This window comes from Paraburkholderia sp. HP33-1, assembly GCF_021390595.1.
In the GTDB taxonomy this organism is placed as follows: Bacteria; Pseudomonadota; Gammaproteobacteria; order Burkholderiales; family Burkholderiaceae; genus Paraburkholderia.
Window position 1 is genome coordinate 3,038,019 of sequence record NZ_JAJEJR010000001.1, and the last position, 22,475, is coordinate 3,060,493.

Below are 22,475 nucleotides of genomic sequence, written 5' to 3' on the forward strand. Positions count from 1 at the left end.
ATTCGATGAGCACCGCCCTTCCGCTCGATCCGATCGAGACCGCCAGCCGCGACGAGCTCGCCGCCCTCCAACTTGAGCGGCTCAAATGGTCGCTCAACCATGCGTACGAAAATTCGCCGGTGTATCGGCGCAAGTTCGACGAAGCCGGCGTTCATCCGGGCGATGTCAAGTCGCTCGCGGACCTCGCACGCTTTCCGTTCACGACGAAAAAGGATCTGCGCGACAACTATCCGTTCGGGATGTTCGCCGTGCCGCAGGAGCAGATTTCGCGAATCCATGCGTCGTCCGGGACGACCGGCAAGCCGACCGTCGTCGGTTATACGGCGCGCGACATCGACACGTGGGCGAACCTCGTCGCCCGTTCGATACGCGCCGCCGGCGCGAAGCGCGGCGACAAGGTGCACGTGAGCTACGGCTACGGCCTCTTCACGGGCGGCCTCGGCGCGCACTACGGTGCCGAGCGCGCGGGGCTCACCGTGATCCCGTTCGGCGGCGGTCAGACAGAAAAGCAGGTGCAGCTGATCCAGGATTTCCGGCCGGACATCATCATGGTGACGCCGAGCTACATGCTGTCGATCGCCGACGAACTCGAACGCCAGGGTATCGACCCGGCCAGCTGCTCATTGCGCATCGGCATCTTCGGTGCTGAGCCGTGGACTAACGATATGCGCGAGGCGATCGAAAAACGCATGGGCATCGACGCGGTCGACATCTACGGTCTCTCCGAAGTGATGGGCCCAGGCGTCGCCTCGGAGTGCGTCGAAACCAAAGACGGCCCGACGATCTGGGAAGACCATTTCTATCCCGAGATCATCGACCCCGAAACGGGCGAGGTGCTGCCCGATGGCGAACTCGGCGAACTCGTGTTCACGTCGCTGACGAAAGAAGCGCTGCCGATCATCCGCTACCGCACGCGCGATCTCACGCGCCTGCTGCCGGGCAGCGCCCGCACGATGCGGCGCATGGAAAAGATCACCGGCCGCTCGGACGACATGATGATCGTGCGCGGCGTCAACGTGTTCCCGACGCAGATCGAAGAACTGCTGCTCAAGCAGCACGCGCTCGCACCGCACTATCAGATCGTGCTGACGAAGGAAGGGCCGCTCGACGTGTTGACGCTGAACGTCGAACCGTGCCCCGAAAGCGCGCCCGACACGTCCGCGCTCATCGCCGCGAAAAACGCGCTGGCTTACGACATCAAGGCCCTGATCGGCGTGAGCGCGGTGGTGAACGTGCTGGCGGTGAATGGAATCGAGCGCTCCGTGGGCAAGGCGCGGCGCGTGGTGGACAAGCGCAGGTCGGGGCTCTGATTCGAGCGACGGGCGGTGGGCGGCGGGCAACGTAACAACCCAGCCAAAAACGGCGTCACGCACGGATCCTGTTCCGACGTGACGCGGCCCCGCCGCCTCACGAATTCGGCAACAGCAGCCACATCCGGCCGCCTTGCTTCATCTTGCCGGCCAGATCGCCGGCATCGTCGCCGAGACCCCAGAAGTAGTCGGCGCGCACGCCACCCTTGATCGCGGTGCCCGTGTCCTGGGCGAACACCAGGCGGTTCATCGGCGAGTTCGTCAGCGGCCGCGTAGTCTGCAGGAACACCGGCGTGCCTAGCGGGATGGCACTTGGGTCGACCGCAATCGAGCGCTCCGGCGTCAACGGTACGCCGAGCGCGCCGATCGGACCGTCCGCGCCGCCGCCAGGTACGCTTTCGGCCGACGGCATCTCGCGGAAAAACACGAAGCGCGGATTGGTGTCGAGCAGGCCATCCACACGCGTCGGATTCGCGCGCGCCCATGCCTTGATGCCTTGCATCGTCGCTTGCGCGGGCGTGATCTCGCCGTGATCGAGCAGCCAGCGCCCAATCGACTTGTACGGCTGATTGTTGGTACCGCCAAAGCCAACGCGCATCACGCTGCCGTCTTCCATCACGATCCGCCCCGAGCCCTGCACCTGCAGGAAGAACGCTTCGATCGGATCGTCGACCCAGACGAGTTCGTTGCCGCTCAGCGCGCCCGAGCGCTCGAGCTGCGCGCGCGCCGGCAACGGCGCCCCCGCGCGATAGCCGCCGGGCCAACGGTATAGCGCGGTCTGATACACGCCGTGCTGCGTGCGCGAGCCCCGCAGCAGGGGCTCGTAGTAACCGGTGACCAGACCGTCGAGCGTGCCGTCGCTATTCGCGAGCTGGAACGGCGTGAAATAGGCTTCAAAGAAAGCGCGCGCGCCGGTGACGTCGAGATCGTCGATCTGCGCGGCCGCTGCGCATGCACGCGACCAGTTCGGCTGACGCGCGAGCCTCAAGCAGTTTTGCCGCAACGCGGCCGTCGCGCCGATCAGCGAGTCGTCCTGCCAGCCCGGCACCTGCTGCCACGCAACCGCGGTCAGGCGCGCCGAAGCGATCTGGCCAGGGATGACCGCCGCGCCGGTCGGCGGTGAAGGCCGGATCGCGCCGCCGCCACCGCAGGACGCAAGCAACACCGCAACCGACAGTGCACCGAGCCAGGCACCGGCCCGGCGGACAAAACGCATACAATGTTCGTTCTTGATGGAAACCGCCATGTCTGATCTGTTCGACGAATACCCGATGCTCATCTTCGCGCTGGAATCGCTGCTTGCGCTCTTCCTGCTCGTCTTTATCGTTGTATGGACGTCGTCCGGAAAGAAAAAAGCGGCGCGTGCCAAGTCGGTGAAAGAGTCCCAATCGCAAAAGCCGCAGTGACCGTAACCGGCGAACTGCTCACCGCACTGCTCATCCGCTCGCTGCGCCACACGCCCATACAAAGTCAATAAAGACCGAACAGCGCAGCGCCGGTTCAATGCAACGTCCGCGGCATGCGCAACACGAACTCCGGCACCGCCGCCTCGAAGCGCTCGCCATCCTCCGCCACGCAGAAGTAATCGCCGCGCATCGTGCCGACCGGCGTCGCAATCATTGCCCAACTCGTGTATTCGAAATGCTCGCCCGGTTTGAGCAGCGGCTGATGACCGACCACGCCCAGGCCTTTGACTTCCTGCACGGTGTTGTCACTGTCGGTGATGATCCAGTGACGCGCGATCAACTGCGCAGGCACCTGGCCAGTGTTACGGATCGTCAACGTATAGGCAAAGGCGTACTGGCGACGCTCCGGGTCCGATTCTTCAGGCAGGTATTGCACCTGCGCCGAGACGCTGAATTCGTACTGGCTCATCGTGATTCCGGTCTGATCAAACGGGTGTGAAAAATCGTGGAAGGCCCAAACGCCAATGGTCTGCGGGTGCAGCGGCGATGCGGCGCTCATCGAATGGCATTCTGCTTGATGCGCGGCATGGCCGCAACCAGACACGTCTTTCGGCCAGGAGCGTCCAGGATGTTGGGACATGGCTGCTTTGCCGCGCCGCTTCACTACGCCGTATTTTGCGCCGGCTCTTTGCGCCTGCTTTTTGCACCGGTTCATCGCGCGATTTCGCCACGCCAGCCGCCGCCCGCGCCCCGGTCAGCGCGCGCAAAAACGGTAAAATGACGCTTTCCCGCTTGCAGCCAGCCCCTGTCATGACGCAATTTCGCATCGCCCCCAGCATTCTCTCCGCCGATTTCGCCCGTCTGGGCGAAGAGGTCCGCAACGTCGTCGCCGCCGGCGCCGACTGGATCCACTTCGACGTGATGGACAACCACTACGTGCCGAACCTGACCATCGGCCCGCTCGTCTGCGAAGCGATCCGCCCGCACGTGAACGTGCCGATCGACGTGCACCTGATGGTGCGTCCCGTCGACCGCATCGTGCCGGACTTTGCGAAAGCCGGCGCGAATGTGATCAGCTTTCACCCGGAAGCCTCGGATCACATCGACCGCACGCTGTCGCTGATCCGCGACCACGGCTGCAAGGCCGGCCTCGTGTTCAATCCGGCGACGTCGCTGAGCTATCTCGATCACGTGATGGACAAGGTCGACCTCGTGCTGATCATGTCGGTGAACCCGGGCTTCGGCGGCCAGTCGTTCATCCCCGAGGCGCTCAACAAGCTGCGCGAAGCGCGTAAGCGCATCGACGCCTACAACGAGCGCACCGGCCGCGACATCCATCTCGAAGTAGACGGCGGCGTGAAGGTCGACAACATCGCGGAAATCGCGGCGGCCGGCGCGGACACGTTCGTGGCCGGCTCGGCAATCTTCGGCCAACCCGATCACAAGGTCGTGATCGACAAGATGCGCACCGCCCTCGCCTCCGTCCAGCGCTAAAACCCGCGCCTCATGACCGCTCCATATCCGCCCCCGACCTTCACCGGCCCGCGCCTCGAAGCCGCGATCATCGACCTGGACGGCACGATGATCGACACCGCCGATGACTTCACCGCCGGCCTGAACGGCATGCTCGCTCAGCTCGACGCGGAAGAAACCACGCGCGAGGAAGTGGTCGGCTATGTCGGCAAGGGTTCGGAGCATCTGATCCGCAGCGTGCTCGCACCGCGCTTCGAAGCCGAGCATGCGCAAGAGCGCTTCGATGAAGCGCTCGCGATCTATCAGGCCGAGTACGCGAAGATCAACGGTCTGCACACGCGGCTTTATCCGGACGTCGAAGCCGGTCTGCGCGCGCTGCGCGACGCGGGCCTGAAGCTCGCCTGCGTGACCAACAAGCCGCACCGCTTCGCGCTCGAGCTGCTGCAGCAGTACCGGCTTGCGCCGTATTTCAGCGTCGTGCTCGGCGGCGACAGTCTCGCGAAGAAGAAGCCGGACCCGCTGCCGATGCTGACCGCCGCCGCGCAACTCGGCGTCGAGCCGAGCGCCACGGTCGCGATAGGCGACTCGGAAAACGACGCGCTGGCGGGCCGCGCGGCCGGCATGGCGACCCTGACGGTACCCTACGGCTACAACCACGGCCAAGCTATACAAACGATAAAATCCGATGGTATAGTTGCCTCGCTGCTCGACGCCGCCAAGGCGATCGCAGCGCACCAATCCACGACTTGAACAGTCCTTCATCCTCATGTTTCTGAATAAAAAACGGAGTCTGATTAGCATCGACCGGGGAGCCTGGCCCTGGCGTCGCTGGTCGCGCTAACCTCGCCTGAGGTACGCTGAAGCTCGTCTTCGGCAATCGTTTTTTACTTCGCTGCGCTCACGCGCTTTTTCCATCGTTCTGTTGTTGCGCTGCTGCATCGGCTGATTGGGCCTGCGCGTACCTGCAAAGTACCGCTGCGCACCCGCACCGCTCGCACGCGCCGATGGAAGACCCGCGCCGGTCGGTATCATCATGTCGCGAACGTCGACTCACGCCCTGACCGGAGGCGCCTAGCCCCGCTTTGCCCAACGCTTGCAGCCGCCGGACCACCGTACAGGATCGGAACATGACCGAACTCGAATTCCAGTCCCTCGCCAACGAGGGTTTCAATCGCATCCCGCTGATCGCCGAAGCACTCGCCGACCTCGAAACGCCGCTGTCGCTGTACCTGAAGCTCGCGCAGAGCGAGCGCAACGGCGCGAACTCGTTCCTGCTGGAGTCGGTGGTGGGCGGCGAACGCTTCGGGCGTTATTCGTTCATCGGCCTGCCGGCGCGGACTCTCGTGCGCACGCGCAACGGCGTGTCGGAAGTGGTGCGCGACGGCAAGGTCGTCGAAACGCACGACGGCGATCCGCTCGCGTTCATCCAGCAGTTCCAGGCGCGCTTCAAGGTCGCGCAACGCCCGGGACTGCCGCGCTTCACGGGCGGTCTCGCCGGCTACTTCGGCTATGACGCGGTGCGCTACATCGAGAAGAAGCTTGCGTACAGCGCGCCGAAGGACGATCTGAACCTGCCCGACATCCAGCTGCTGCTGACCGAGGAAGTCGCCGTCATCGACAACCTGGCGGGCAAGCTCTATCTGGTGGTCTACGCGGACCCGACCCAGGCCGAGGCCTACACGAAAGCGAAGCAACGTCTGCGCGAACTGCGCCAGCGGCTGCACGCCACCGTCGAGCCGCCCGTCGTGTCGGCCAGCGTACGCACCGAGATCTACCGCGAATTCGCGAAAGACGATTACCTGACCGCCGTGCGCAAGGCGAAGGAATACATCGCCGCCGGCGAGCTGATGCAGGTGCAGGTCGGCCAGCGCCTGACCAAGCCGTATCGCGACAATCCGCTGTCGCTGTATCGCGCGCTGCGCTCGCTGAATCCGTCGCCGTACATGTACTACTACAACTTCGGCGACTTCCACGTGGTCGGCGCGTCGCCGGAAATTCTGGTGCGTCAGGAAAAACGCGGCGAGGACCGCCTCGTCACGATCCGCCCGCTCGCCGGCACGCGACCGCGCGGCAACACGCCCGAGCGCGACGCCGCGCTCGCGACCGAGCTGCTGAACGACCCGAAGGAAATCGCCGAGCACGTGATGCTGATCGACCTCGCGCGCAACGACGTCGGCCGCATCGCGCAGATCGGCTCGGTCGTCGTGACCGACAAGATGGTGATCGAGAAGTACTCGCACGTGCAGCACATCGTCAGCTCGGTCGAAGGCAAGCTGAAGCCCGACATGACCAATTTCGACGTGCTGCGCGCCACCTTTCCGGCCGGCACGCTGTCAGGTGCGCCGAAGGTCCGCGCGATGGAGCTGATCGACGAGCTCGAGCCCGTCAAGCGCGGGCTGTACGGCGGGGCGGTCGGCTATCTGTCGTTCACCGGCGAGATGGATCTGGCCATCACGATCCGCACCGGCGTGATCGCGAACGGCAATCTGTATGTGCAGGCGGCCGCGGGCGTGGTCGCCGATTCGGTGCCGGAATCCGAATGGCAGGAGACCGAGAACAAGGCGCGCGCGGTGTTGCGCGCGGCCGAGCAGGTCCAGGACGGCCTCGATAGCGACTTCTGACCGGAGACACACCATGCTGCTCATGATCGACAACTACGATTCGTTCACCTACAACCTGGTGCAGTACTTCGGCGAACTCGGCGAAGACGTGCGCACCTACCGCAACGACGAAATCACGTTGGATGAAATCGCGAAGCTGAATCCCGAGCGCATCTGCCTGTCGCCGGGGCCGAGCAACCCGCAGCACGCGGGCATCACGCTCGACGTATTGCGCGAATTCGCCGGCAAGACGCCGATTCTCGGCGTGTGCCTCGGCCATCAGGCGATTGGCGAGGCGTTCGGCGGCCGCGTCGTGCGCGCGCAGACCATCATGCATGGCAAGGTGAGCACGATCGAAACCGACTGCAAGGGCGTGTTCGCGGACCTGCCGAAGCATTTCACCGTGACGCGCTACCACTCGCTCGCGATCGAACGCGAATCGCTGCCCGACTGCCTCGAAATATCGGCATGGACCGAAGACGGCGAAATCATGGGCGTGCGCCACAAGGAGCTCGCAGTGGAAGGCGTGCAGTTCCACCCGGAATCGATCCTGTCCGAACACGGCCACGCGCTGCTCGAAAACTTCGTCAAGCAATCGAAGCTCGCCGTCGCCGGCAAGGCCTCGAATCACGCGGCGCCTCGCAATTCCTGACCCGATGAGAGACGAAATCATGTCCATTACGCCCCAGGAAGCCTTGCAGCGGACCATCGAGCACCGCGAGATTTTCCACGACGAAATGCTGCACCTGATGCGCCTCATCATGCGCGGCGAACTCTCGCCCGTGATGTCGGCGGCGATCATCACCGGGCTGCGTGTCAAAAAAGAGACCATCGGCGAAATCACCGCAGCCGCCACGGTGATGCGTGAATTTGCCCGGCACGTCGATGTGCAGGACAACTCGAACTTCGTCGATATCGTCGGCACCGGCGGCGACGGCGCGCACACGTTCAACATTTCCACCGCGACGATGTTCGTGTCGGCCGCGGCGGGCGCGAAGGTCGCGAAGCACGGCAATCGCAGCGTGTCGAGCAAGTCGGGCAGCGCGGACGTGCTCGAAGCGCTCGGCGTCAACATCGATCTGCAACCGGAGCAGGTTGCGGCATCGATCGCGGAAACGGGCATGGGCTTCATGTTTGCGCCGAATCATCATCCGGCCATGAAAAACGTTGCGCCGGTGCGCCGTGAACTCGGCGTGCGCACGATCTTCAACATCCTCGGGCCGCTGACCAATCCGGCCGGCGCGCCGAATCAGCTGATGGGTGTGTTCCACCCCGACCTCGTCGGTATTCAGGTGCGCGTGATGCAGCGTCTCGGCGCGAAACACGTGCTCGTGGTGTACGGTATGGACGGCATGGACGAAGTGTCGCTCGGCGGCGCTACGCTGGTGGGCGAGTTGCGCGACGGCGAGATCCGCGAGTACGAGATCCATCCGGAAGACTTTGGCATGCAGATGGTGTCGAATCGCACGCTCAAAGTCGCCAACGCGGGCGAGTCGAAGGTCATGCTGCTCGACGCGCTCGACAACAAGCCCGGCGTCGCGCGCGAAATCGTTACGCTGAACGCGGGCACGGCACTCTATTCGGCGAACGTCGCGGCCACGATCGCGGACGGCATCGAGCTCGCGCGCGAAGCGATCGCGAGCGGCAAGGCGCGCGCGAAGGTCGACGAACTGGTGCGCTTCACCCAGCAATTCAAGCAGTAATCACGTAACGAGACATTTATGAGCGACATCCTCAACCGCATCGTCGCGGTCAAACGCGAAGAAGTCCGGGCGGCCGAACAAAGCGTGCCGCTCGAGGAACTGCGGCTCGAAGCGTCGTCGCGCGATATCCGCGACTTCGTCGGCGCGTTGCGCGCCAGGCACGCGGCGGGTCTTGCCGCGGTGATCTCCGAGGTGAAGAAGGCGAGCCCGTCGAAGGGCGTGCTGCGCGAACACTTCGTGCCGGCCGACATCGCGCGTTCGTACGAAAAGCACGGCGCCGCATGTCTGTCCGTCCTGACCGACGTGCAGTTCTTCCAGGGCAGCGTCGCGTATCTGCAGCAAGCGCGCGCCGCGTGCCAGTTGCCGGTGCTGCGCAAGGACTTCATCGTCGATCCGTACCAGATCGTCGAAGCACGCGCGATGGGCGCCGACGCGATCCTGCTGATCGCCGCCGTGCTCGAAACTTCGGAGATGCAGGACCTCGAAGCGCTCGCGCATTCGCTCGGTCTCGCGGTGCTCGTCGAAGTGCACGACAGCGACGAACTCAAGGAAGCGCTGACGCTGCAGACGCCGCTGATCGGCATCAACAACCGCAATCTGCGCACGTTCGAAACCTCGCTCGACACGACGCTCGGCATGCTCGACGCAATTCCCGACGATCGCATCGTCGTGACCGAGTCAGGCATTCTGTCGCGCGACGACGTCGATCGCATGCGCGCGCGCAACGTGCATACGTTTCTCGTCGGCGAGGCGTTCATGCGGGCGGACGAGCCCGGCGTGGAACTTGCGCGGATGTTTTTCTGATCACCGCCTCGGCGTATCGACGCAGATAAACACCCGCAACAAGGAATCGCATTTTGGGCATTGAACGCGAAATCAAGCTGGCGCTGCCGGCGTCGCAGGTGCAGGCAGCGACGCAATGGTTCGTCGCGCGCGCCGGCACGAGCGGACATGCGATCAAGCTCGTGAACGTTTATTTCGACACGCCACAGTTGACGCTGGCGTCGTCGAAGAGCGCGCTGCGTCTGCGGCAGACGCCGGACGGCTGGCTGCAGACGTTCAAGACGGTCGGCACCGCGACGAACGGTTTGCATAGCCGGCACGAATGGGAAATGCCGGTCGCGGGCGCGAAGCTCGAAATCGAAGCAATGCTGCGCGCTTGCGACGAACCGGCCGCCGCAGACGCTTTGAAACTGGCCGCGCCATCGCTGATCGCGCTGTTCCGCACGAATTTCACACGCACTCTATGGCAACTCGACACCGAGGGCGCGCAGATCGAAGCGGCGATCGATCAGGGCGACGTGCTTGCTGAAGTCGACGGCGAAGCGCGCCGCGCGCCGATCTCGGAGATCGAGCTCGAGTTGAAGTCAGGCGACGAAGCGGCGCTTCGTGGGCTCGCCGCCGAGCTCGGCGAGCGAATCTCCGGCCTTGCGCCGGATGACATCAGCAAGGCGCAGCGCGGGTATCGGTTGCGCGCGGGTTGAGCTAGCCAGCGTTTGCTGCGACACTTCCCCGCCATGACCTCCGCTTCCCGTACCCGCCCCACTTCGCCGCAAGCATCGTTGTTCGACGATGCCGTGCCAGTCTCCGCCGAGACCCCGGCCGACACGACCGCCGCGCCGCCCACCCTCGAAGCCCAGTTCGCCGCGCTGCCCGCGGCATGGCGCGCGCATCTGAAACCATTCATCGACAGCGACACCTACGCGCCGCTGTGCCGCTTCGTCGACGGCGAACGCGCGGCCGGCAAAACCATTTATCCGGCCGACGTGTTCCGCGCGCTGCGCCTGACGAGCCCCGACGAAGTGAAAGTCGTGATCCTCGGCCAGGACCCGTACCACGGCGAAGACCGCGGCACGCCGCAGGCGCATGGCCTCGCGTTTTCGGTCGCGCCGCACGTGCGCCCGCCGCCGTCGCTGCGCAACATCTTCAAGGAAATCGCCGCGAGTCTCGGTCACGAAACGCCGCAGCACGGCTGTCTGGACAGCTGGGCCAAACAGGGCGTGTTGCTCTTGAACACGGTGCTGACCGTCGAGCGCGACAGCGCCGCGAGCCACGCGAAACGCGGCTGGGAGAAATGCACGGACACGCTGATCCACGAACTCGCGACGCGGCATCAGAACCTCGTGTTCATGCTGTGGGGCGCGCATGCGCAGGCGAAGCGCGCGCTGCTCGGCGGCAAGTCGCACTGCGTGCTGGAGGCGCCGCATCCGTCGCCGCTGTCCGCGCATCGCGGCTTTCTCGGTTGCGGGCATTTCGCGAAGGCGAACGAATTTCTGGAGCAGCACGGCCGGGAGCCGATCGACTGGCGCCTGCCGGACGATGCTCAAATGCTCGCGTGACAGCGGCGTCGGAAGATTGAGCTGCAAAGCGAATACGCCACGGAGGGGGAACCCTTCCGTGGCGTATTTCATTTCACCGCTTGCGCCGCATCGAAGCAGCGCAATGTGGGACAACGAACCCGCTTAAACCGCGGCGATCGCTTCGCGCGCTGCGCTCAGCGCGGCGTTCGCGGCGTCCGGGCCCATGTTCAGGCCTTCGGCGTAGATGAAGCTAACGTCGGTCATGCCGAGGAAGCCGAGGAAGCTCTTCAGGTACGGCGTCTGGCTATCGTTCGGCGTACCGAGATACTTGCCGCCGCGCGCCGACACGACGTGGACCTTCTTGCCCGTCACGAGGCCTTCCGGGCCGTTCGCGGTGTAGCGGAACGTGATGCCTGCACGTGCGATGAAGTCGAAGTACGTCTTCAATTGCGACGAGATGCCAAAGTTGTACATCGGCGCGCCGATCACGATGACGTCAGCGGCTTGCAGTTCGGCGATCAACGCTTCGCTGCGCGCGGCGATCTCGGCTTGTTCCGGGGTGCGCTGCTCGGCCGGCGTGAAGAACGCGCCGAGCACGGCGTCGTCGAGGTGCGGCAGGGGTTCGGCTTGCAGGTTACGGACGACGACTTGCGCGCCCGGATTCGACTGTTGCAGCTTTGCGGTCAGCTCGTTGACGAGCAGCGTCGAGTTCGCGCCTTGCGAACGGGCTGCCGAGTTGATTTGCAGGATCGTGGTCATGGTTGACTCCAGTAGGGGGCGCGCAGTGTTGCGCGAGTGGAGCCATTGTGTTTTTTTATCGGCCGCCGAAAAAGCCATCCGGCGGCGACGGATTGTTGCATGGGTAGAACAATCCGCCGCCCTCGTCCGCCGATTGACGACGGAACGGGCGACGATCGGTGGGCCGTCCGGTGCGGCCCACCACCTCACCAATCACTTCGCCAGCCAGCGCTCGCGAGCCTTGCGCGCGGCGGACCGGTTATCGCTGACGGAGAGCTTGTAGCGCGCCACTTCGGGGCCGTCGAGCTTGACCTGCGTGACGCGCAGCTCGTCGCGGCGGAACGCGTGCACGTCGACTTTCGCGCCCGGCTGATAGCGCGACAGCAAAGCATCGATATTCCCGCCGGTCACGCGCAGGCCATCGAGCGCGATCAGCACGTCGCCGGCGGACAGGCCCGCCTTCTGCGCGGCGCTGCCTTCGTGCACCGTCGCGAGCGTGCAGTCCGCGCCGCCGCGCAGCCGCACGCCGAGCGACGGCTTGCCGTTTTTGTCGAAGTCCGGCGCAAGAGTTACGCCGAACGGCGCCAGCAGCGCGTCGAGCGGCAAATCGCGGGTGCCGCGCACGTCCTCGGCGAACAGCTCGGCCAGTTGTGCGCCGCTCGCTTCCGCGAAGATCGCCTCGATCTCGCTTTCGGCTACGCCGACCGGCTTGCCGCGATAAAAGTCACGGCCGAAGCGCTGCCACAGCAGACGCATCACGTCGTCGAGCGACTTGCGGTTGCCGGTCTGCGCGCGGATCGTCAGATCGAATGCGAGCGCGATCAGCGAGCCCTTCGTGTAATAGCTGACGATCGCGTTCGGCGCGTTCTCGTCTTGCCGGTAGTACTTGACCCACGCGTCGAAGGAGCTTTCGGCGACGCTCTGCTTCAGGCGCCCGCTGCCGCGCTTGACGCCGCCGATAACCTTGCCGAGCAGGCCGAAATAGTCGTCCGGCGTGATCACGCCGCTGCGCACGAGGATCAGGTCGTCGTAATACGACGTGAAGCCCTCGAACAGCCACAGCAGCGACGTATAGTTTTCGACGCCGAGGTCGTACGGCGCGAATACGGCCGGCTTGATGCGCTTCACATTCCACGTGTGGAAATACTCGTGACTGCACAGACCGAGATAGGTCCGATAACCCTCGCTCATCGCCTCGCGACCCTGCACCGGCAGATCGGTGCGATTGCAGATCAGCGCGGTCGATGCGCGATGTTCGAGGCCGCCGTAGCCGTCGGTGACAGCCTGCGTCATGAACACGTAGCGCTCGAACGGTGCCTTCTTCGAGTTCGGCTCGAACAGTGCGATCTGCGCCTCGCAGATGCGCTTCAGGTCCTTGCACAGCCGCTCCAGGTCGAGCCCGATCACGCGACCGCCGATCACGACGTCGTGCGGCACGCCATGCGCCTTGAACGTCGCGAGCGCGAATTCGCCGAGCGTCACGGGATGGTCGATCAGCTCGTCGTAGTTCTGCGCGCGGTACTCGCCGAAGCCGTAGCGCTTCGTGCCGCGCGCTTCCGGCAGCGCGGTCGCGACGCGCCAGCCGCGATACGCGGCGCCCTGCGGCTTCTGGATATCGACCACGCACTGCGCGTCTTCATGGCCGAGCGGCGACAGGAACACACTCGTGCCGTTGAAAAAGCCGATCGTGTCGTCCAGATGCGCGGCACGCACCGACAGGTCCCATGCGTAGACCTCATAGCGCAGCGTCAAAGCTCCCTTGACCGGCGCAGCCTGCCAGGTGTGCTTGTCGATCTTCTCGACGCGTACCTTGCGGCCCGCCTCGTTGAGCGCGCGCAGCGTGACGATGTTGCGCGCGAACTCGCGCACCATGTAGCTGCCCGGAATCCACACCGGCAGCATGAAACGCTGGCCGGCCGGATCGGGATCGGCGACGGTCACGGTGACTTCGAACAGGTGGGCGGCGGGGTTACTCGGAACGATGGTGTAGCGGATCGGCTTCATCGGCGGCGCTTGGGAGTGTCAGGAGAGTGAGGCGGAGAAGTTCGGGGCTCGATGCGAAAGGAGGCGCTGCGTGCGCCTCCTTTCCTCTACGTGTTGCATCGGTTGCGCGCCCGGTGGCGTGCATCGCGCCAGGTGCGGCGCGCTGTTCAGTGCACTGCCGACAGTTCCTTGTCGAGCCGGTCGGCCGGCACCGCGCCGGGCAGACGGCGGCCATCGGCGAGGAACACCGTGGGCGTGCCCTCGACGTTCATCGAATGGCCGAGCGCGAGATTCTTGTCGATCGCGGCGGTGTCGCAGGTGGCGGCGGCGGTCGGCGCCTGATGATCCTGCATCCACGATTCCCACGCCTTCGCGCGATCGGCCGAGCACCAGATCGACTTCGACTTGGCCGTCGAATCCGGCGACAGCACCGGGTACAGGAACGTGTAGACCGTCACGTTGTCGATCGACAGCAACGTCTTTTCGAGCTGCTTGCAGTACGGACAGTTCGGGTCGGAGAACACCGCGATCTTGCGCGAGCCGTTGCCGCGCACGACCTTCACCGCGTTGCCGAACGGCAGGCTGGCGAAGTCGATGCGGTTGGTTTCCGACAGGCGTGCCTCGGTCAGATTCTTGCGGGTCTTCGCGTCGACCAGGTCACCGAGCATCAGGTAGTCGCCGTTCGCATCGCTATAGATGATCTGCGTGCCGAGGTTCACTTCATACAGGCCCGCGATCGGCGTCTTCGACACGCTCTTGACCGTCACGTCGGCAAGACGCGTTTGCAGAGTGGCTTTGAGCTTGTCGGTGGTCTGGTCGGCCTGCGCCGAGGAGCCGAGCGTAGCGGCGGCGATCACAAGCGCGGCGGCGGCGATGCGGAAAGTCTTTTTCATGCTGGAGTCCTGAGTTCAGTCGCGCATCGTGCGCATTTTTTCACGTGCCGGCCGCGCGTTTCGTCCGCCTGTCGGGGTCGGAGCGCAGCCCGTCGATCCGCTCATGATACCTGTCCCGGGCACCCGCGACCTGCCATCAGCTATCCGCGCGACGCCCCATTGCCGTTTACCCCAGCGCGGCCGATACGAGCCAGCGCTTGATGAACGGCTGCGCGCCGACGAAAGCCATGCCGGTATTGCGTACGGCGCGCGTGAGCGGACCGGGCACCGAGAACAGTTTCTGCAGGCCGTCGGTGGCGATCATCAGTGCGCGGATGTCTTCGCGGCGCGCGCGTTCGTAGCGACGCAGCAGCACCATGTCGCCGAGATCGCGAAACGACTCCTTGCCGCCGATCGTGCTCGCGAGCGCGGCGACGTCGCGCAAGCCGAGGTTCATGCCCTGCCCTGCAAGCGGGTGAATCAGATGAGCTGCATCGCCGATCAGCGCGACGCGCGGCGCGACGAGCCGATCCACGGTCTGTAGCGCGAGCGGGAAGCCCTGCGCGGGCGTGACGCAGTCGAGCGCGCCGAACTGGCCGCCGCTCACGTGCTCGACTTCGGCGGCGAGCCGCTCAGGGTCGAGCGCAAGCAACTGCTCGGCGTGCTCGGTGCGCGCCGACCAGACCAGCGACACATGGCCGTCCGGCATCGGCAGCAACGCGATGATCTCGCCGTCGCGGAACCATTGATACGCGGTTTCGCCGTGCGGCTTCGCCGCCTTGAAATTGGCCACCACACCTGTCTGCCTGTAGTCGCGCCGCACCATCTTCGAGCCGATCTGCGCGCGCACCCACGAATGCGCGCCGTCCGCGCCGACCACCAGGTCCGCTTCGAGCACGCTGCCGTTCGAGAGGCCGACGCTCGCGCTGTCGGCGGAAAAATCGAGCGCCTGGGCGCGCGTATCGATCCACGTGAGATTCGACTGGAAGCCCAGCGCGGCATCGAGCGCGCGCTCGATTACCGACGACTCGACGATCCATGCAAGCTGCGGCACCGATGCCTGAAACGCGGAGAAATGCAGCTCGGCGTGCGCATCGCCGTAGACACGCATGTCGTAGACGGGACCGAGCCGGGTGTGATCGAGCGCTTGCCAGACCCGCAGCCGTTCGAGCAAGGCCTGCGAGCTCGACGACAGCGCATAGACGCGCGAGTCGAAGACGGCACCGGCAGGCAGCGCCGCGTAACGCTGCGCGAGCAGTGCGACGCGCAGTCCGCCTTGCGTGAGCGCGAGCGCCGCGGTCTTGCCGACGAGCCCGCCGCCGATCACGACGGCATCAAAGGTCTGGTGGTGTGCGTTCATGCGCGCATTATAGCCGCGGGGGGTGCTGGGGACGGATCGACCGGCGCGGCATTTGGGCCTGGTGGATAAGGCCTCGCGCGCCGCGCTAATGCCCCGCGGCGCGCGCCGCCAGCGCCGCATTCGCCTCGCGCATGCGCATGAAATCGGGATCGGACGACAGGATCCGCCACGCGGACGCCTCGAGCTGCCCTTTGCGATCACGCTGATCGCCACGCACCGCGCAGTCGGGGAACACGCGGTCATACACGCGCCACAACGAGTCGTTGTCGTTCCTGTCGGCGAACCGCGCGATGTCGGCCCGATCTTCGCGCGTGAGGCGGGTCGTCAGGCAGTCGATCGTCTGACGGTCCGTGGTGGCCTGTGCTTCGTCGAAATCCGGCGCAACCCACGTCACGACCACGCCCGCCACGATCGCAACGACGACGCCGATTCCGACCCATCTCATGATTCGCACGCTGTTCCCCCGGAAATTGAGCTCTGTCGGCTCTGAACGGACGATTCTACAGTGGCTTGACGCAAATGCGCCGGCCAGTCCGCCCGGGCGAACGGGTTACAATTGCGCTTTCCGTGAAAACTCGCACTCAATCGTCGAGCCAGCGCCCCGATCCGGTGACTTGTCCGCTCCGCTGAACCTGCTACACCACGCCCTACGCGACGGCTTTCCGAATCCGCGCGCAGCGTCGAGCGCATCACCCAACCTACTGATTCACTGAAGGATTTCCATGAGCCTCCAATGCGGCATCGTCGGCCTGCCTAACGTCGGCAAGTCCACCCTGTTCAACGCGCTGACCAAGGCGGGCATCGCCGCCGAAAACTATCCGTTCTGCACGATCGAGCCGAACGTCGGCATCGTCGAGGTGCCGGACGCGCGCCTGAAGGCGCTCGCCGAAATCGTCAAGCCTGAGCGCATCCTGCCGGCCGTGGTCGAGTTCGTCGACATCGCGGGTCTGGTGGCCGGCGCGAGCAAGGGAGAAGGCCTCGGCAACCAGTTCCTCGCGAACATCCGCGAAACCGATGCGATCACGCACGTCGTGCGCTGCTTCGAGGACGACAACGTGATTCACGTCGCGAACAAGATCGATCCGCTGTCGGACATCGAGGTGATCAACACTGAGCTCGCGCTTGCCGACCTCAGCACCGTCGAGAAGGCGCTCGCGCGCTATTCGAAGGCGGCCAAGTCGGGCAACGACAAGGAAGCCGTGAAGAATGTGGCGGTGCTGGAGAAGGTCCGCGCACAACTCGACCAGGCGAAACCGGTCCGCGCGCTCGAACTGACCGATGAAGAGAAGGCCACGCTCAAGCCGTTCTGCCTGATCACCGCGAAGCCGACCATGTACGTCGCCAACGTGAAGGAAAACGGCTTCGAGAACAACCCGCACCTCGACGCGGTCACGAAGTTCGCGGCCGCGGAAGGCGCGCCGGTCGTGGCCGTGTGCGCGGCGATCGAAGCGGAAATCGCCGACCTCGACGAAGCCGACATGGAAGTGTTCCTCGAGGACATGGGCATGCATGAGCCGGGCCTGAACCGCGTGATCCGCGCGGGCTTCAAGCTGCTCGGCCTACAGACCTACTTCACGGCCGGCGTGAAGGAAGTGCGCGCGTGGACGATCCACATCGGCGATACGGCGCCGAAGGCAGCTGGCGCGATCCACACCGACTTCGAGCGCGGCTTCATCCGCGCGCAGACGATCAGCTTCGACGACTACATCACCTACAAGGGCGAGCAAGGTGCGAAGGAAGCCGGCAAGATGCGCGCGGAAGGCAAGGAATACGTTGTGCACGATGGCGACGTGATGAACTTCCTGTTTAACGTCTAAGCGCGAAGCAGCTGCAATTGCGCTGCGCGAGTAAGGCCCGCGAACGCTCAGGCGTTGCGGGCTTTTTTCATTTGCACGCTACGACTTACGCAACGCATCGAGACAACGAGCCTTGATGTGCGGATTTGCAGTCGTGACTGCCGAAACAGCGCGCAATGCTTTGGTCTTGTCGTCTTTCGGCAGCTCGTCAATAAACGGCATGCACCCCGATCTGCATCGCTGACGATCTCCCCGAACCGCCCCCCGTTTATTTCCTTTCCCCGACAGCCGATGCTAAATTGCGGCTTCCGGCGCGCCGCCACCCATGGTCCGCGCCGCCCTGCCACCGACGCCGGAATGTCATCGAACACAAATAGAATCGCGCGTTTCGCGTCCGCACTCTTCCGAACCGGAGACAAATCGATGAATTTCAAGCCGCTGTTCCGTTCACTATCCGTCGCCGCTGTATTGAGCATCGGCGTCAGCCAGGCGGCTCACGCCGCGACCGAAATCCAGTTCTGGCATGCAATGGAAGCCGCACTGGGTGAACGTCTGAACGACATTGCGAACGACTTCAACAAATCGCAAAGCGACTACAAGATCGTGCCGGTCTTCAAAGGCACCTACGACCAGACCCTCGCCGCCGGCATCGCCGCCTATCGCAGCGGCAACGCGCCGGCCATCCTGCAGGTCTATGAAGTCGGCACCGCGACGATGATGCAGGCGAAGAAAGCTATCGTCCCGGTCACGCAGGTCTTCAAGGACGCGGGCGTGCCGCTCGATCAGAAGGCCTTCGTGCCGACCATCGCGAGCTACTACAGCGACTCGAAAACCGGTGAACTGATCTCGATGCCGTTCAACAGCTCGACGCCGGTGCTGTACTACAACAAGGATGCGTTCAAGAAGGCTGGCCTCGATCCGAATCAGCCGCCGAAGACCTGGGCCGAACTGCACGCCGACGCGCAGAAGCTGAAGGCCTCGGGCATGTCGTGCGGCTACTCGTCGGGCTGGCAGAGCTGGATTCAGCTCGAAAACTTCAGCGCGTGGCATGCCGTGCCGTTCGCGTCGCGTAACAACGGCTTCGACGGCATGGACGCACAGCTCGAATTCAACAAGCCGGTGCAGGTCGCGCACATCCAGTTCCTGCAGAGCATGGCGAAGGACGGCACGTTCACCTATGTCGGCCGCAAGGACGAACCGATCTCGAAGTTCTATAGCGGCGACTGCGGCATCATCACGAACTCGTCGGGCTCGCTCGCGACGATCAAGAAATACGCGAAGTTCAACTTCGGCACCGGCATGATGCCGTACGACGACAGCGTGAAGGGCGCGCCGCAAAACGCAATCATCGGCGGGGCGAGCCTGTGGGTGTTGTCGGGCAAGGACCCGGCCGTCTACAAGGGCGTCGCGAAGTTCCTCGCGTATCTGGCCACGCCTCCGGTCGCCGCGAAGTGGCATCAGGACACCGGCTATCTGCCGATCACGACCGCCGCGTATGATCTGACGCGCCAACAAGGCTTCTACGAAAAGAACCCAGGCAGCGACACCGCGATCCGCCAGATGATGAACAAGCCGCCGCTGCCGTTCACGAAGGGCCTGCGTCTGGGCAACATGCCGCAGATCCGCACCGTGATCGACGAAGAACTCGAGCAGGTGTGGGCGGACAAGAAGACGCCGCAACAGGCGCTCGACTCGGCCGTCGCGCGCGGCGACGATCTGCTGCGCCGCTTCGAAAAAGCCGGTAACTAAGCATCGTCCGCTGGCGGGGTTCCGGCGCTCTTGCGCCGGAACCCGATGTCGTTGCAACACACCCCCGAGAATCCCGATGGAAAAGCGCTCTTACTTCGGCACCAGCGCGCTGCCCTACCTGCTCGTCGCGCCGCAGTTGCTCATCACGCTGGTCTTCTTCCTGTGGCCGGCCGGAGAAGCGCTCTGGCAATCGACGCAAAGCCAGGACGCGTTCGGCACGTCGAGCCAGTTCGTCGGACTGGCGAACTTCAAACAGCTCTTCGCCGACCCGCTCTATCTGGCGTCGTTCAACACGACGATCGTGTTCTGCGCGCTCGTCACCGTCTCGGGCCTCGTGATCTCGCTGCTCCTCGCGGTCTGCACGGATCGCGTGACGCGCGGCAAGAAGGCCTATCAAACGCTGCTGATCTGGCCGTACGCGGTCGCGCCCGCGATCGCCGCGGTGCTGTGGTCGTTCCTGTTCAACCCGAGCATCGGGCTCGTCACGTATGCGCTCGCGAAATACGGCATCGTCTGGAATCACGCGCTGAATCCCGGTCAGGCGATGTTCCTCGTCGTGCTTGCGTCCGTCTGGCAGCAGGTCAGCTATAACTTTCTGTTCTTCTACGCGGGCCTGCAAGCGATTCCGCGCTCGCTGATCGAAGCGGCGGCGATCGACGGTGCCGGTCCGGTGCGCCGCTTCTTCGGCATCGCCCTGCCGCTGCTGTCGCCGACAACGTTCTTTCTGCTGGTGATCAACATCACCTACGCGTTCTTCGACACCTTCCCGGTGATCGATGCGGCGACCGGCGGCGGCCCCGGTCAGGCCACCCGCACACTGATTTACAAGATCTTCGCCGAAGGCTTCCAGGGGCTCGACATCGGCAGCTCGGGCGCGCAGTCGGTCGTGCTGATGATCATCGTCGTGGTGCTGACCGTCGTGCAATTCCGCTTCATCGAACGCAGGGTTCAATACTCATGATCGAGAACCGACGCGGTTTCGACCTCTTCTGTCACGCGGTGCTGATCGTCGGCGTCGCGCTGGTGGTGTTTCCGGTGTACGTCGCGTTCTGCGCGGCTACGATGAGCGAGCACGAAGTGTTCACGGTGCCGCTGTCGCTCGTGCCGAGCACGCATCTGTTCGAGAACATCGCCACGATCTGGACGCACGGCACCGGCAACGCGGCGGCGCCGTTCAATCGCATGCTGTTCAACAGCCTCGTGATGGCGCTCGTGATCGCGATCGGCAAGATCGCCGTGTCGATGATCTCCGCGTACGCGATCGTCTACTTCCGCTTTCCGTTTCGCACGTTCGCGTTCTGGCTGATTTTCGTCACGCTGATGCTGCCGGTCGAAGTGCGCATTTTCCCGACCGTGCAAGTGGTGTCGTCGATGCATCTGAGCAATACGTACACCGGTTTGACGCTGCCGCTGATCGCGTCGGCCACCGCGACGTTCCTGTTCCGCCAGTTCTTCAAGACGCTGCCGGACGAACTGATGGAGGCCGCGCGCATCGACGGCGCGGGCGCAGTGCGCTTCTTCTGGGACGTCGTGCTGCCGCTGTCGCGCACCACCATGGCGGCGCTCTTCGTGATCACGTTCATCTACGGCTGGAACCAGTATCTGTGGCCGATCCTGATCACGAGCCAGCAGTCGCTGACCACTGCGGTGATCGGCATCAAGGGGATGATCGCCTCGGGCGACACCGCGACCGAATGGCATCTGGTGATGACGGCCACGCTGCTCGCGATGCTGCCGCCGCTGGTGGTCGTGCTGACGATGCAGCGCTGGTTCGTGCGCGGCCTCGTCGATTCGGAAAAATGACCGGGCATGGCGAACTGCAACAAGCACTCAAAAGACAAGGCTAGAACGGTATGGCTGCACTGACTCTGCAAAGCGTTAAGAAAACCTACGACGGCAAACAGTTCGTGTTGCACGGCATCGACGTCGACATCGCCGACGGCGAATTCGTCGTGATGGTCGGTCCGTCCGGCTGCGGCAAATCGACGTTGCTGCGAATGGTCGCCGGGCTCGAACGCATCTCCGACGGCAGCATTTCGATCGCCGGCAAGGTCGTCAACGAGCTGGAGCCGAAGGATCGCAACATCGCGATGGTGTTCCAGAACTACGCGCTGTATCCGCATATGAGCGTGGCCGAGAACATGGGCTACGCGTTGAAGATCGGGGGCGTCGACCGTGCGCAGATCGCGAAGCGCGTGGAAGCCGCCGCGCAGATTCTCGAACTCGGCGCGCTGTTGCAACGCAAGCCGCGCGAGCTGTCGGGCGGGCAGCGACAGCGTGTCGCGATGGGCCGCGCGATCGTGCGCGAGCCGGCCGTGTTTCTATTCGACGAGCCGCTATCGAATCTCGACGCGCGTCTGCGCGTGCAGATGCGCCTCGAAATCCAGCGTCTGCATGCGCGCCTGAAGACCACGAGCCTGTACGTGACGCACGATCAGATCGAAGCGATGACGCTGGCGCAACGCGTGATCGTGATGAACAAGGGCCACGCCGAGCAGATCGGCGCGCCGACCGAGGTCTACGAACGGCCGGCCACGGTGTTCGTCGCGAGCTTTATCGGCTCGCCGGGGATGAACCTGCTCGAAGGCCGCGTCGCCGACGACGGCTCGACGTTCGACGTCGCCGGCAATGGCCCGAAGCTGCCGCTCGCGGGCGTACCGTCGATCGGCCGCGAAGTCGCGACAGGCCGCGAATGGACGCTCGGCATCCGCCCCGAGCATATGAGCCCGGGCGCGGCCAACGCTCCGTCCGCGACGCTGACCGTCGATTCCTGCGAACTGCTCGGCGCGGACAACCTCGCGCACGGCCGCTGGGGCAAACACGACGTGACAACGCGTCTGCCGCACGCGCATCGTCCTGCGGCGGGCGAAGCGCTGCAGGTCGCGCTGCCCGCGCAGCATCTGCACTTCTTCGATCCGGCGACGGGGCGTCGCGCCAACTGAGACGCCAGCGGGGCGCCGCGGCCTGCCCGCCACCCGCCCCGCCGCCGGAACTCCCCCGCCGCCCGGCCCTCGCCGCGAAGTACAATGCCACCTGAACCAAACGCCGCGCGCGGCAGCATCGTCTGAGTCCGACGCAGCGCCGGCCGGCGCCGGGTGTTCCGCCCGGCCCTCACACCGATTACCCATTCACCCTCGACTGCCCGCCCGCATGCGGCCGGCGTCGTCAACGTCTATTGCAAGCAA

General features: G+C 64.5%; 22 protein-coding genes. 15 read left to right on the forward strand and 7 right to left on the reverse strand.

The features are described from left to right. Positions 1–5 precede the first annotated feature (5 nt). Positions 6–1,310: a phenylacetate--CoA ligase PaaK gene (paaK, locus tag L0U81_RS13915; protein ID WP_233803542.1), complete on the forward strand. Its 1,305-nt coding sequence runs from the start codon at positions 6–8 to the stop codon at positions 1,308–1,310. A gap of 97 nt (positions 1,311–1,407) precedes the next feature. Here paaK and mltA read toward each other — a convergent pair whose 3' ends face one another. Then, positions 1,408–2,526: a murein transglycosylase A gene (mltA, locus tag L0U81_RS13920; RefSeq protein WP_233803544.1), complete on the reverse strand. Its 1,119-nt coding sequence runs from the start codon at positions 2,524–2,526 to the stop codon at positions 1,408–1,410. A 28-nt stretch (positions 2,527–2,554) separates the two neighbouring features. On the opposite strand from mltA, the gene L0U81_RS13925 reads away from it, so the two are divergent. After that, positions 2,555–2,716: a hypothetical protein gene (locus L0U81_RS13925; protein WP_233803546.1), complete on the forward strand. Its 162-nt coding sequence runs from the start codon at positions 2,555–2,557 to the stop codon at positions 2,714–2,716. A 94-nt stretch (positions 2,717–2,810) separates the two neighbouring features. Here L0U81_RS13925 and apaG read toward each other — a convergent pair whose 3' ends face one another. Then, positions 2,811–3,185, reverse strand: a complete 375-nt coding sequence (apaG, locus tag L0U81_RS13930; RefSeq protein WP_233804333.1) for a Co2+/Mg2+ efflux protein ApaG — start codon at positions 3,183–3,185, stop codon at positions 2,811–2,813. 341 nt (positions 3,186–3,526) lie between these two features. Here apaG and rpe point away from each other — a divergent pair, with 341 nt between their 5' ends. The 8 genes from rpe to L0U81_RS13970 all read left to right on the forward strand — a co-directional run bounded on the left by rpe (position 3,527) and on the right by L0U81_RS13970 (position 10,831). Next, complete coding sequence (gene rpe / locus L0U81_RS13935) at positions 3,527–4,210, forward strand: ribulose-phosphate 3-epimerase (protein ID WP_233803548.1); 684 nt, start codon at positions 3,527–3,529, stop codon at positions 4,208–4,210. Between the two features lie 12 nt (positions 4,211–4,222). Next, a complete protein-coding gene (locus L0U81_RS13940; RefSeq protein WP_233803551.1) occupies positions 4,223–4,939 on the forward strand; it encodes a phosphoglycolate phosphatase in 717 nt (238 codons plus the stop codon). A 377-nt stretch (positions 4,940–5,316) separates the two neighbouring features. Beyond that, a complete protein-coding gene (gene trpE, locus L0U81_RS13945) occupies positions 5,317–6,810 on the forward strand; it encodes an anthranilate synthase component I (RefSeq protein ID WP_233803553.1) in 1,494 nt (497 codons plus the stop codon). A gap of 13 nt (positions 6,811–6,823) precedes the next feature. Then, positions 6,824–7,441 (forward strand): aminodeoxychorismate/anthranilate synthase component II, encoded by a 618-nt coding sequence (locus tag L0U81_RS13950; RefSeq protein WP_233803555.1) that lies wholly within the window; start codon positions 6,824–6,826, stop codon positions 7,439–7,441. Positions 7,442–7,460: 19 nt separating this feature from the next. Beyond that, positions 7,461–8,492, forward strand: a complete 1,032-nt coding sequence (trpD, locus tag L0U81_RS13955; protein ID WP_233803557.1) for an anthranilate phosphoribosyltransferase — start codon at positions 7,461–7,463, stop codon at positions 8,490–8,492. 18 nt (positions 8,493–8,510) lie between these two features. After that, positions 8,511–9,296 (forward strand): indole-3-glycerol phosphate synthase TrpC, encoded by a 786-nt coding sequence (trpC, locus tag L0U81_RS13960; protein ID WP_233803559.1) that lies wholly within the window; start codon positions 8,511–8,513, stop codon positions 9,294–9,296. Between the two features lie 53 nt (positions 9,297–9,349). Then, on the forward strand, positions 9,350–9,976 hold the full coding sequence (locus tag L0U81_RS13965; RefSeq protein WP_233803561.1) for a CYTH domain-containing protein: 627 nt from the start codon (positions 9,350–9,352) through the stop codon (positions 9,974–9,976). A 33-nt stretch (positions 9,977–10,009) separates the two neighbouring features. After that, positions 10,010–10,831 carry a uracil-DNA glycosylase gene (locus tag L0U81_RS13970; RefSeq protein WP_233803563.1) on the forward strand — a complete coding sequence of 274 codons (822 nt, stop codon included), beginning with the start codon at positions 10,010–10,012 and terminating at the stop codon, positions 10,829–10,831. A 123-nt stretch (positions 10,832–10,954) separates the two neighbouring features. Here the strand turns inward: L0U81_RS13970 and L0U81_RS13975 are convergent, their stop codons facing one another. The 5 genes from L0U81_RS13975 to L0U81_RS13995 all read right to left on the reverse strand — a co-directional run bounded on the left by L0U81_RS13975 (position 10,955) and on the right by L0U81_RS13995 (position 16,190). Continuing rightward, entirely contained in the window at positions 10,955–11,551 is a 597-nt protein-coding gene (locus L0U81_RS13975) for an FMN-dependent NADH-azoreductase (protein WP_233803565.1), read from the reverse strand. A 192-nt stretch (positions 11,552–11,743) separates the two neighbouring features. Further along, positions 11,744–13,534 carry a M61 family metallopeptidase gene (locus L0U81_RS13980; RefSeq protein ID WP_233803567.1) on the reverse strand — a complete coding sequence of 597 codons (1,791 nt, stop codon included), beginning with the start codon at positions 13,532–13,534 and terminating at the stop codon, positions 11,744–11,746. A gap of 146 nt (positions 13,535–13,680) precedes the next feature. After that, the gene (locus tag L0U81_RS13985; RefSeq protein WP_233803569.1) at positions 13,681–14,406 is read right to left on the reverse strand and encodes a DsbC family protein; all 726 of its coding nucleotides are present in this window, start codon (positions 14,404–14,406) and stop codon (positions 13,681–13,683) included. A gap of 166 nt (positions 14,407–14,572) precedes the next feature. Next, positions 14,573–15,745: a UbiH/UbiF family hydroxylase gene (locus L0U81_RS13990; RefSeq protein WP_233803571.1), complete on the reverse strand. Its 1,173-nt coding sequence runs from the start codon at positions 15,743–15,745 to the stop codon at positions 14,573–14,575. An 85-nt stretch (positions 15,746–15,830) separates the two neighbouring features. Further along, the gene (locus L0U81_RS13995; RefSeq protein WP_233803573.1) at positions 15,831–16,190 is read right to left on the reverse strand and encodes a hypothetical protein; all 360 of its coding nucleotides are present in this window, start codon (positions 16,188–16,190) and stop codon (positions 15,831–15,833) included. Positions 16,191–16,467: 277 nt separating this feature from the next. On the opposite strand from L0U81_RS13995, the gene ychF reads away from it, so the two are divergent. The 5 genes from ychF to L0U81_RS14020 all read left to right on the forward strand — a co-directional run bounded on the left by ychF (position 16,468) and on the right by L0U81_RS14020 (position 22,232). Beyond that, the gene (gene ychF, locus L0U81_RS14000; protein WP_233803575.1) at positions 16,468–17,562 is read left to right on the forward strand and encodes a redox-regulated ATPase YchF; all 1,095 of its coding nucleotides are present in this window, start codon (positions 16,468–16,470) and stop codon (positions 17,560–17,562) included. A gap of 402 nt (positions 17,563–17,964) precedes the next feature. Next, positions 17,965–19,290, forward strand: a complete 1,326-nt coding sequence (gene ugpB / locus L0U81_RS14005) for a sn-glycerol-3-phosphate ABC transporter substrate-binding protein UgpB (RefSeq protein WP_233803577.1) — start codon at positions 17,965–17,967, stop codon at positions 19,288–19,290. A gap of 76 nt (positions 19,291–19,366) precedes the next feature. Then, on the forward strand, positions 19,367–20,251 hold the full coding sequence (gene ugpA, locus L0U81_RS14010) for a sn-glycerol-3-phosphate ABC transporter permease UgpA (protein WP_233803579.1): 885 nt from the start codon (positions 19,367–19,369) through the stop codon (positions 20,249–20,251). Further along, positions 20,248–21,093 (forward strand): sn-glycerol-3-phosphate ABC transporter permease UgpE, encoded by an 846-nt coding sequence (ugpE, locus tag L0U81_RS14015; protein ID WP_233803581.1) that lies wholly within the window; start codon positions 20,248–20,250, stop codon positions 21,091–21,093. The genes ugpA and ugpE overlap by 4 nt, the downstream gene beginning before the upstream one ends. A 50-nt stretch (positions 21,094–21,143) precedes the next feature. After that, complete coding sequence (locus L0U81_RS14020; protein ID WP_233803583.1) at positions 21,144–22,232, forward strand: sn-glycerol-3-phosphate import ATP-binding protein UgpC; 1,089 nt, start codon at positions 21,144–21,146, stop codon at positions 22,230–22,232. The last annotated feature ends 243 nt before the right edge of the window (positions 22,233–22,475 follow it).

What these genes read in the sequence shown, in the direction of transcription:
- paaK (WP_233803542.1), top strand. Translation starts at nt 6, where the DNA reads ATGAGCACCGCCCTTCCGCTCGATCCGATCGAGACCGCCAGCCGCGAC.
- mltA (WP_233803544.1), bottom strand. Translation starts at nt 2,526, where the DNA reads ATGCGTTTTGTCCGCCGGGCCGGTGCCTGGCTCGGTGCACTGTCGGTT.
- L0U81_RS13925 (WP_233803546.1), top strand. Translation starts at nt 2,555, where the DNA reads ATGTCTGATCTGTTCGACGAATACCCGATGCTCATCTTCGCGCTGGAA.
- apaG (WP_233804333.1), bottom strand. Translation starts at nt 3,185, where the DNA reads ATGAGCCAGTACGAATTCAGCGTCTCGGCGCAGGTGCAATACCTGCCT.
- rpe (WP_233803548.1), top strand. Translation starts at nt 3,527, where the DNA reads ATGACGCAATTTCGCATCGCCCCCAGCATTCTCTCCGCCGATTTCGCC.
- L0U81_RS13940 (WP_233803551.1), top strand. Translation starts at nt 4,223, where the DNA reads ATGACCGCTCCATATCCGCCCCCGACCTTCACCGGCCCGCGCCTCGAA.
- trpE (WP_233803553.1), top strand. Translation starts at nt 5,317, where the DNA reads ATGACCGAACTCGAATTCCAGTCCCTCGCCAACGAGGGTTTCAATCGC.
- L0U81_RS13950 (WP_233803555.1), top strand. Translation starts at nt 6,824, where the DNA reads ATGCTGCTCATGATCGACAACTACGATTCGTTCACCTACAACCTGGTG.
- trpD (WP_233803557.1), top strand. Translation starts at nt 7,461, where the DNA reads ATGTCCATTACGCCCCAGGAAGCCTTGCAGCGGACCATCGAGCACCGC.
- trpC (WP_233803559.1), top strand. Translation starts at nt 8,511, where the DNA reads ATGAGCGACATCCTCAACCGCATCGTCGCGGTCAAACGCGAAGAAGTC.
- L0U81_RS13970 (WP_233803563.1), top strand. Translation starts at nt 10,010, where the DNA reads ATGACCTCCGCTTCCCGTACCCGCCCCACTTCGCCGCAAGCATCGTTG.
- L0U81_RS13975 (WP_233803565.1), bottom strand. Translation starts at nt 11,551, where the DNA reads ATGACCACGATCCTGCAAATCAACTCGGCAGCCCGTTCGCAAGGCGCG.
- L0U81_RS13980 (WP_233803567.1), bottom strand. Translation starts at nt 13,534, where the DNA reads ATGAAGCCGATCCGCTACACCATCGTTCCGAGTAACCCCGCCGCCCAC.
- L0U81_RS13985 (WP_233803569.1), bottom strand. Translation starts at nt 14,406, where the DNA reads ATGAAAAAGACTTTCCGCATCGCCGCCGCCGCGCTTGTGATCGCCGCC.
- L0U81_RS13990 (WP_233803571.1), bottom strand. Translation starts at nt 15,745, where the DNA reads ATGAACGCACACCACCAGACCTTTGATGCCGTCGTGATCGGCGGCGGG.
- L0U81_RS13995 (WP_233803573.1), bottom strand. Translation starts at nt 16,190, where the DNA reads ATGAGATGGGTCGGAATCGGCGTCGTCGTTGCGATCGTGGCGGGCGTG.
- ychF (WP_233803575.1), top strand. Translation starts at nt 16,468, where the DNA reads ATGAGCCTCCAATGCGGCATCGTCGGCCTGCCTAACGTCGGCAAGTCC.
- ugpB (WP_233803577.1), top strand. Translation starts at nt 17,965, where the DNA reads ATGAATTTCAAGCCGCTGTTCCGTTCACTATCCGTCGCCGCTGTATTG.
- ugpA (WP_233803579.1), top strand. Translation starts at nt 19,367, where the DNA reads ATGGAAAAGCGCTCTTACTTCGGCACCAGCGCGCTGCCCTACCTGCTC.
- ugpE (WP_233803581.1), top strand. Translation starts at nt 20,248, where the DNA reads ATGATCGAGAACCGACGCGGTTTCGACCTCTTCTGTCACGCGGTGCTG.
- L0U81_RS14020 (WP_233803583.1), top strand. Translation starts at nt 21,144, where the DNA reads ATGGCTGCACTGACTCTGCAAAGCGTTAAGAAAACCTACGACGGCAAA.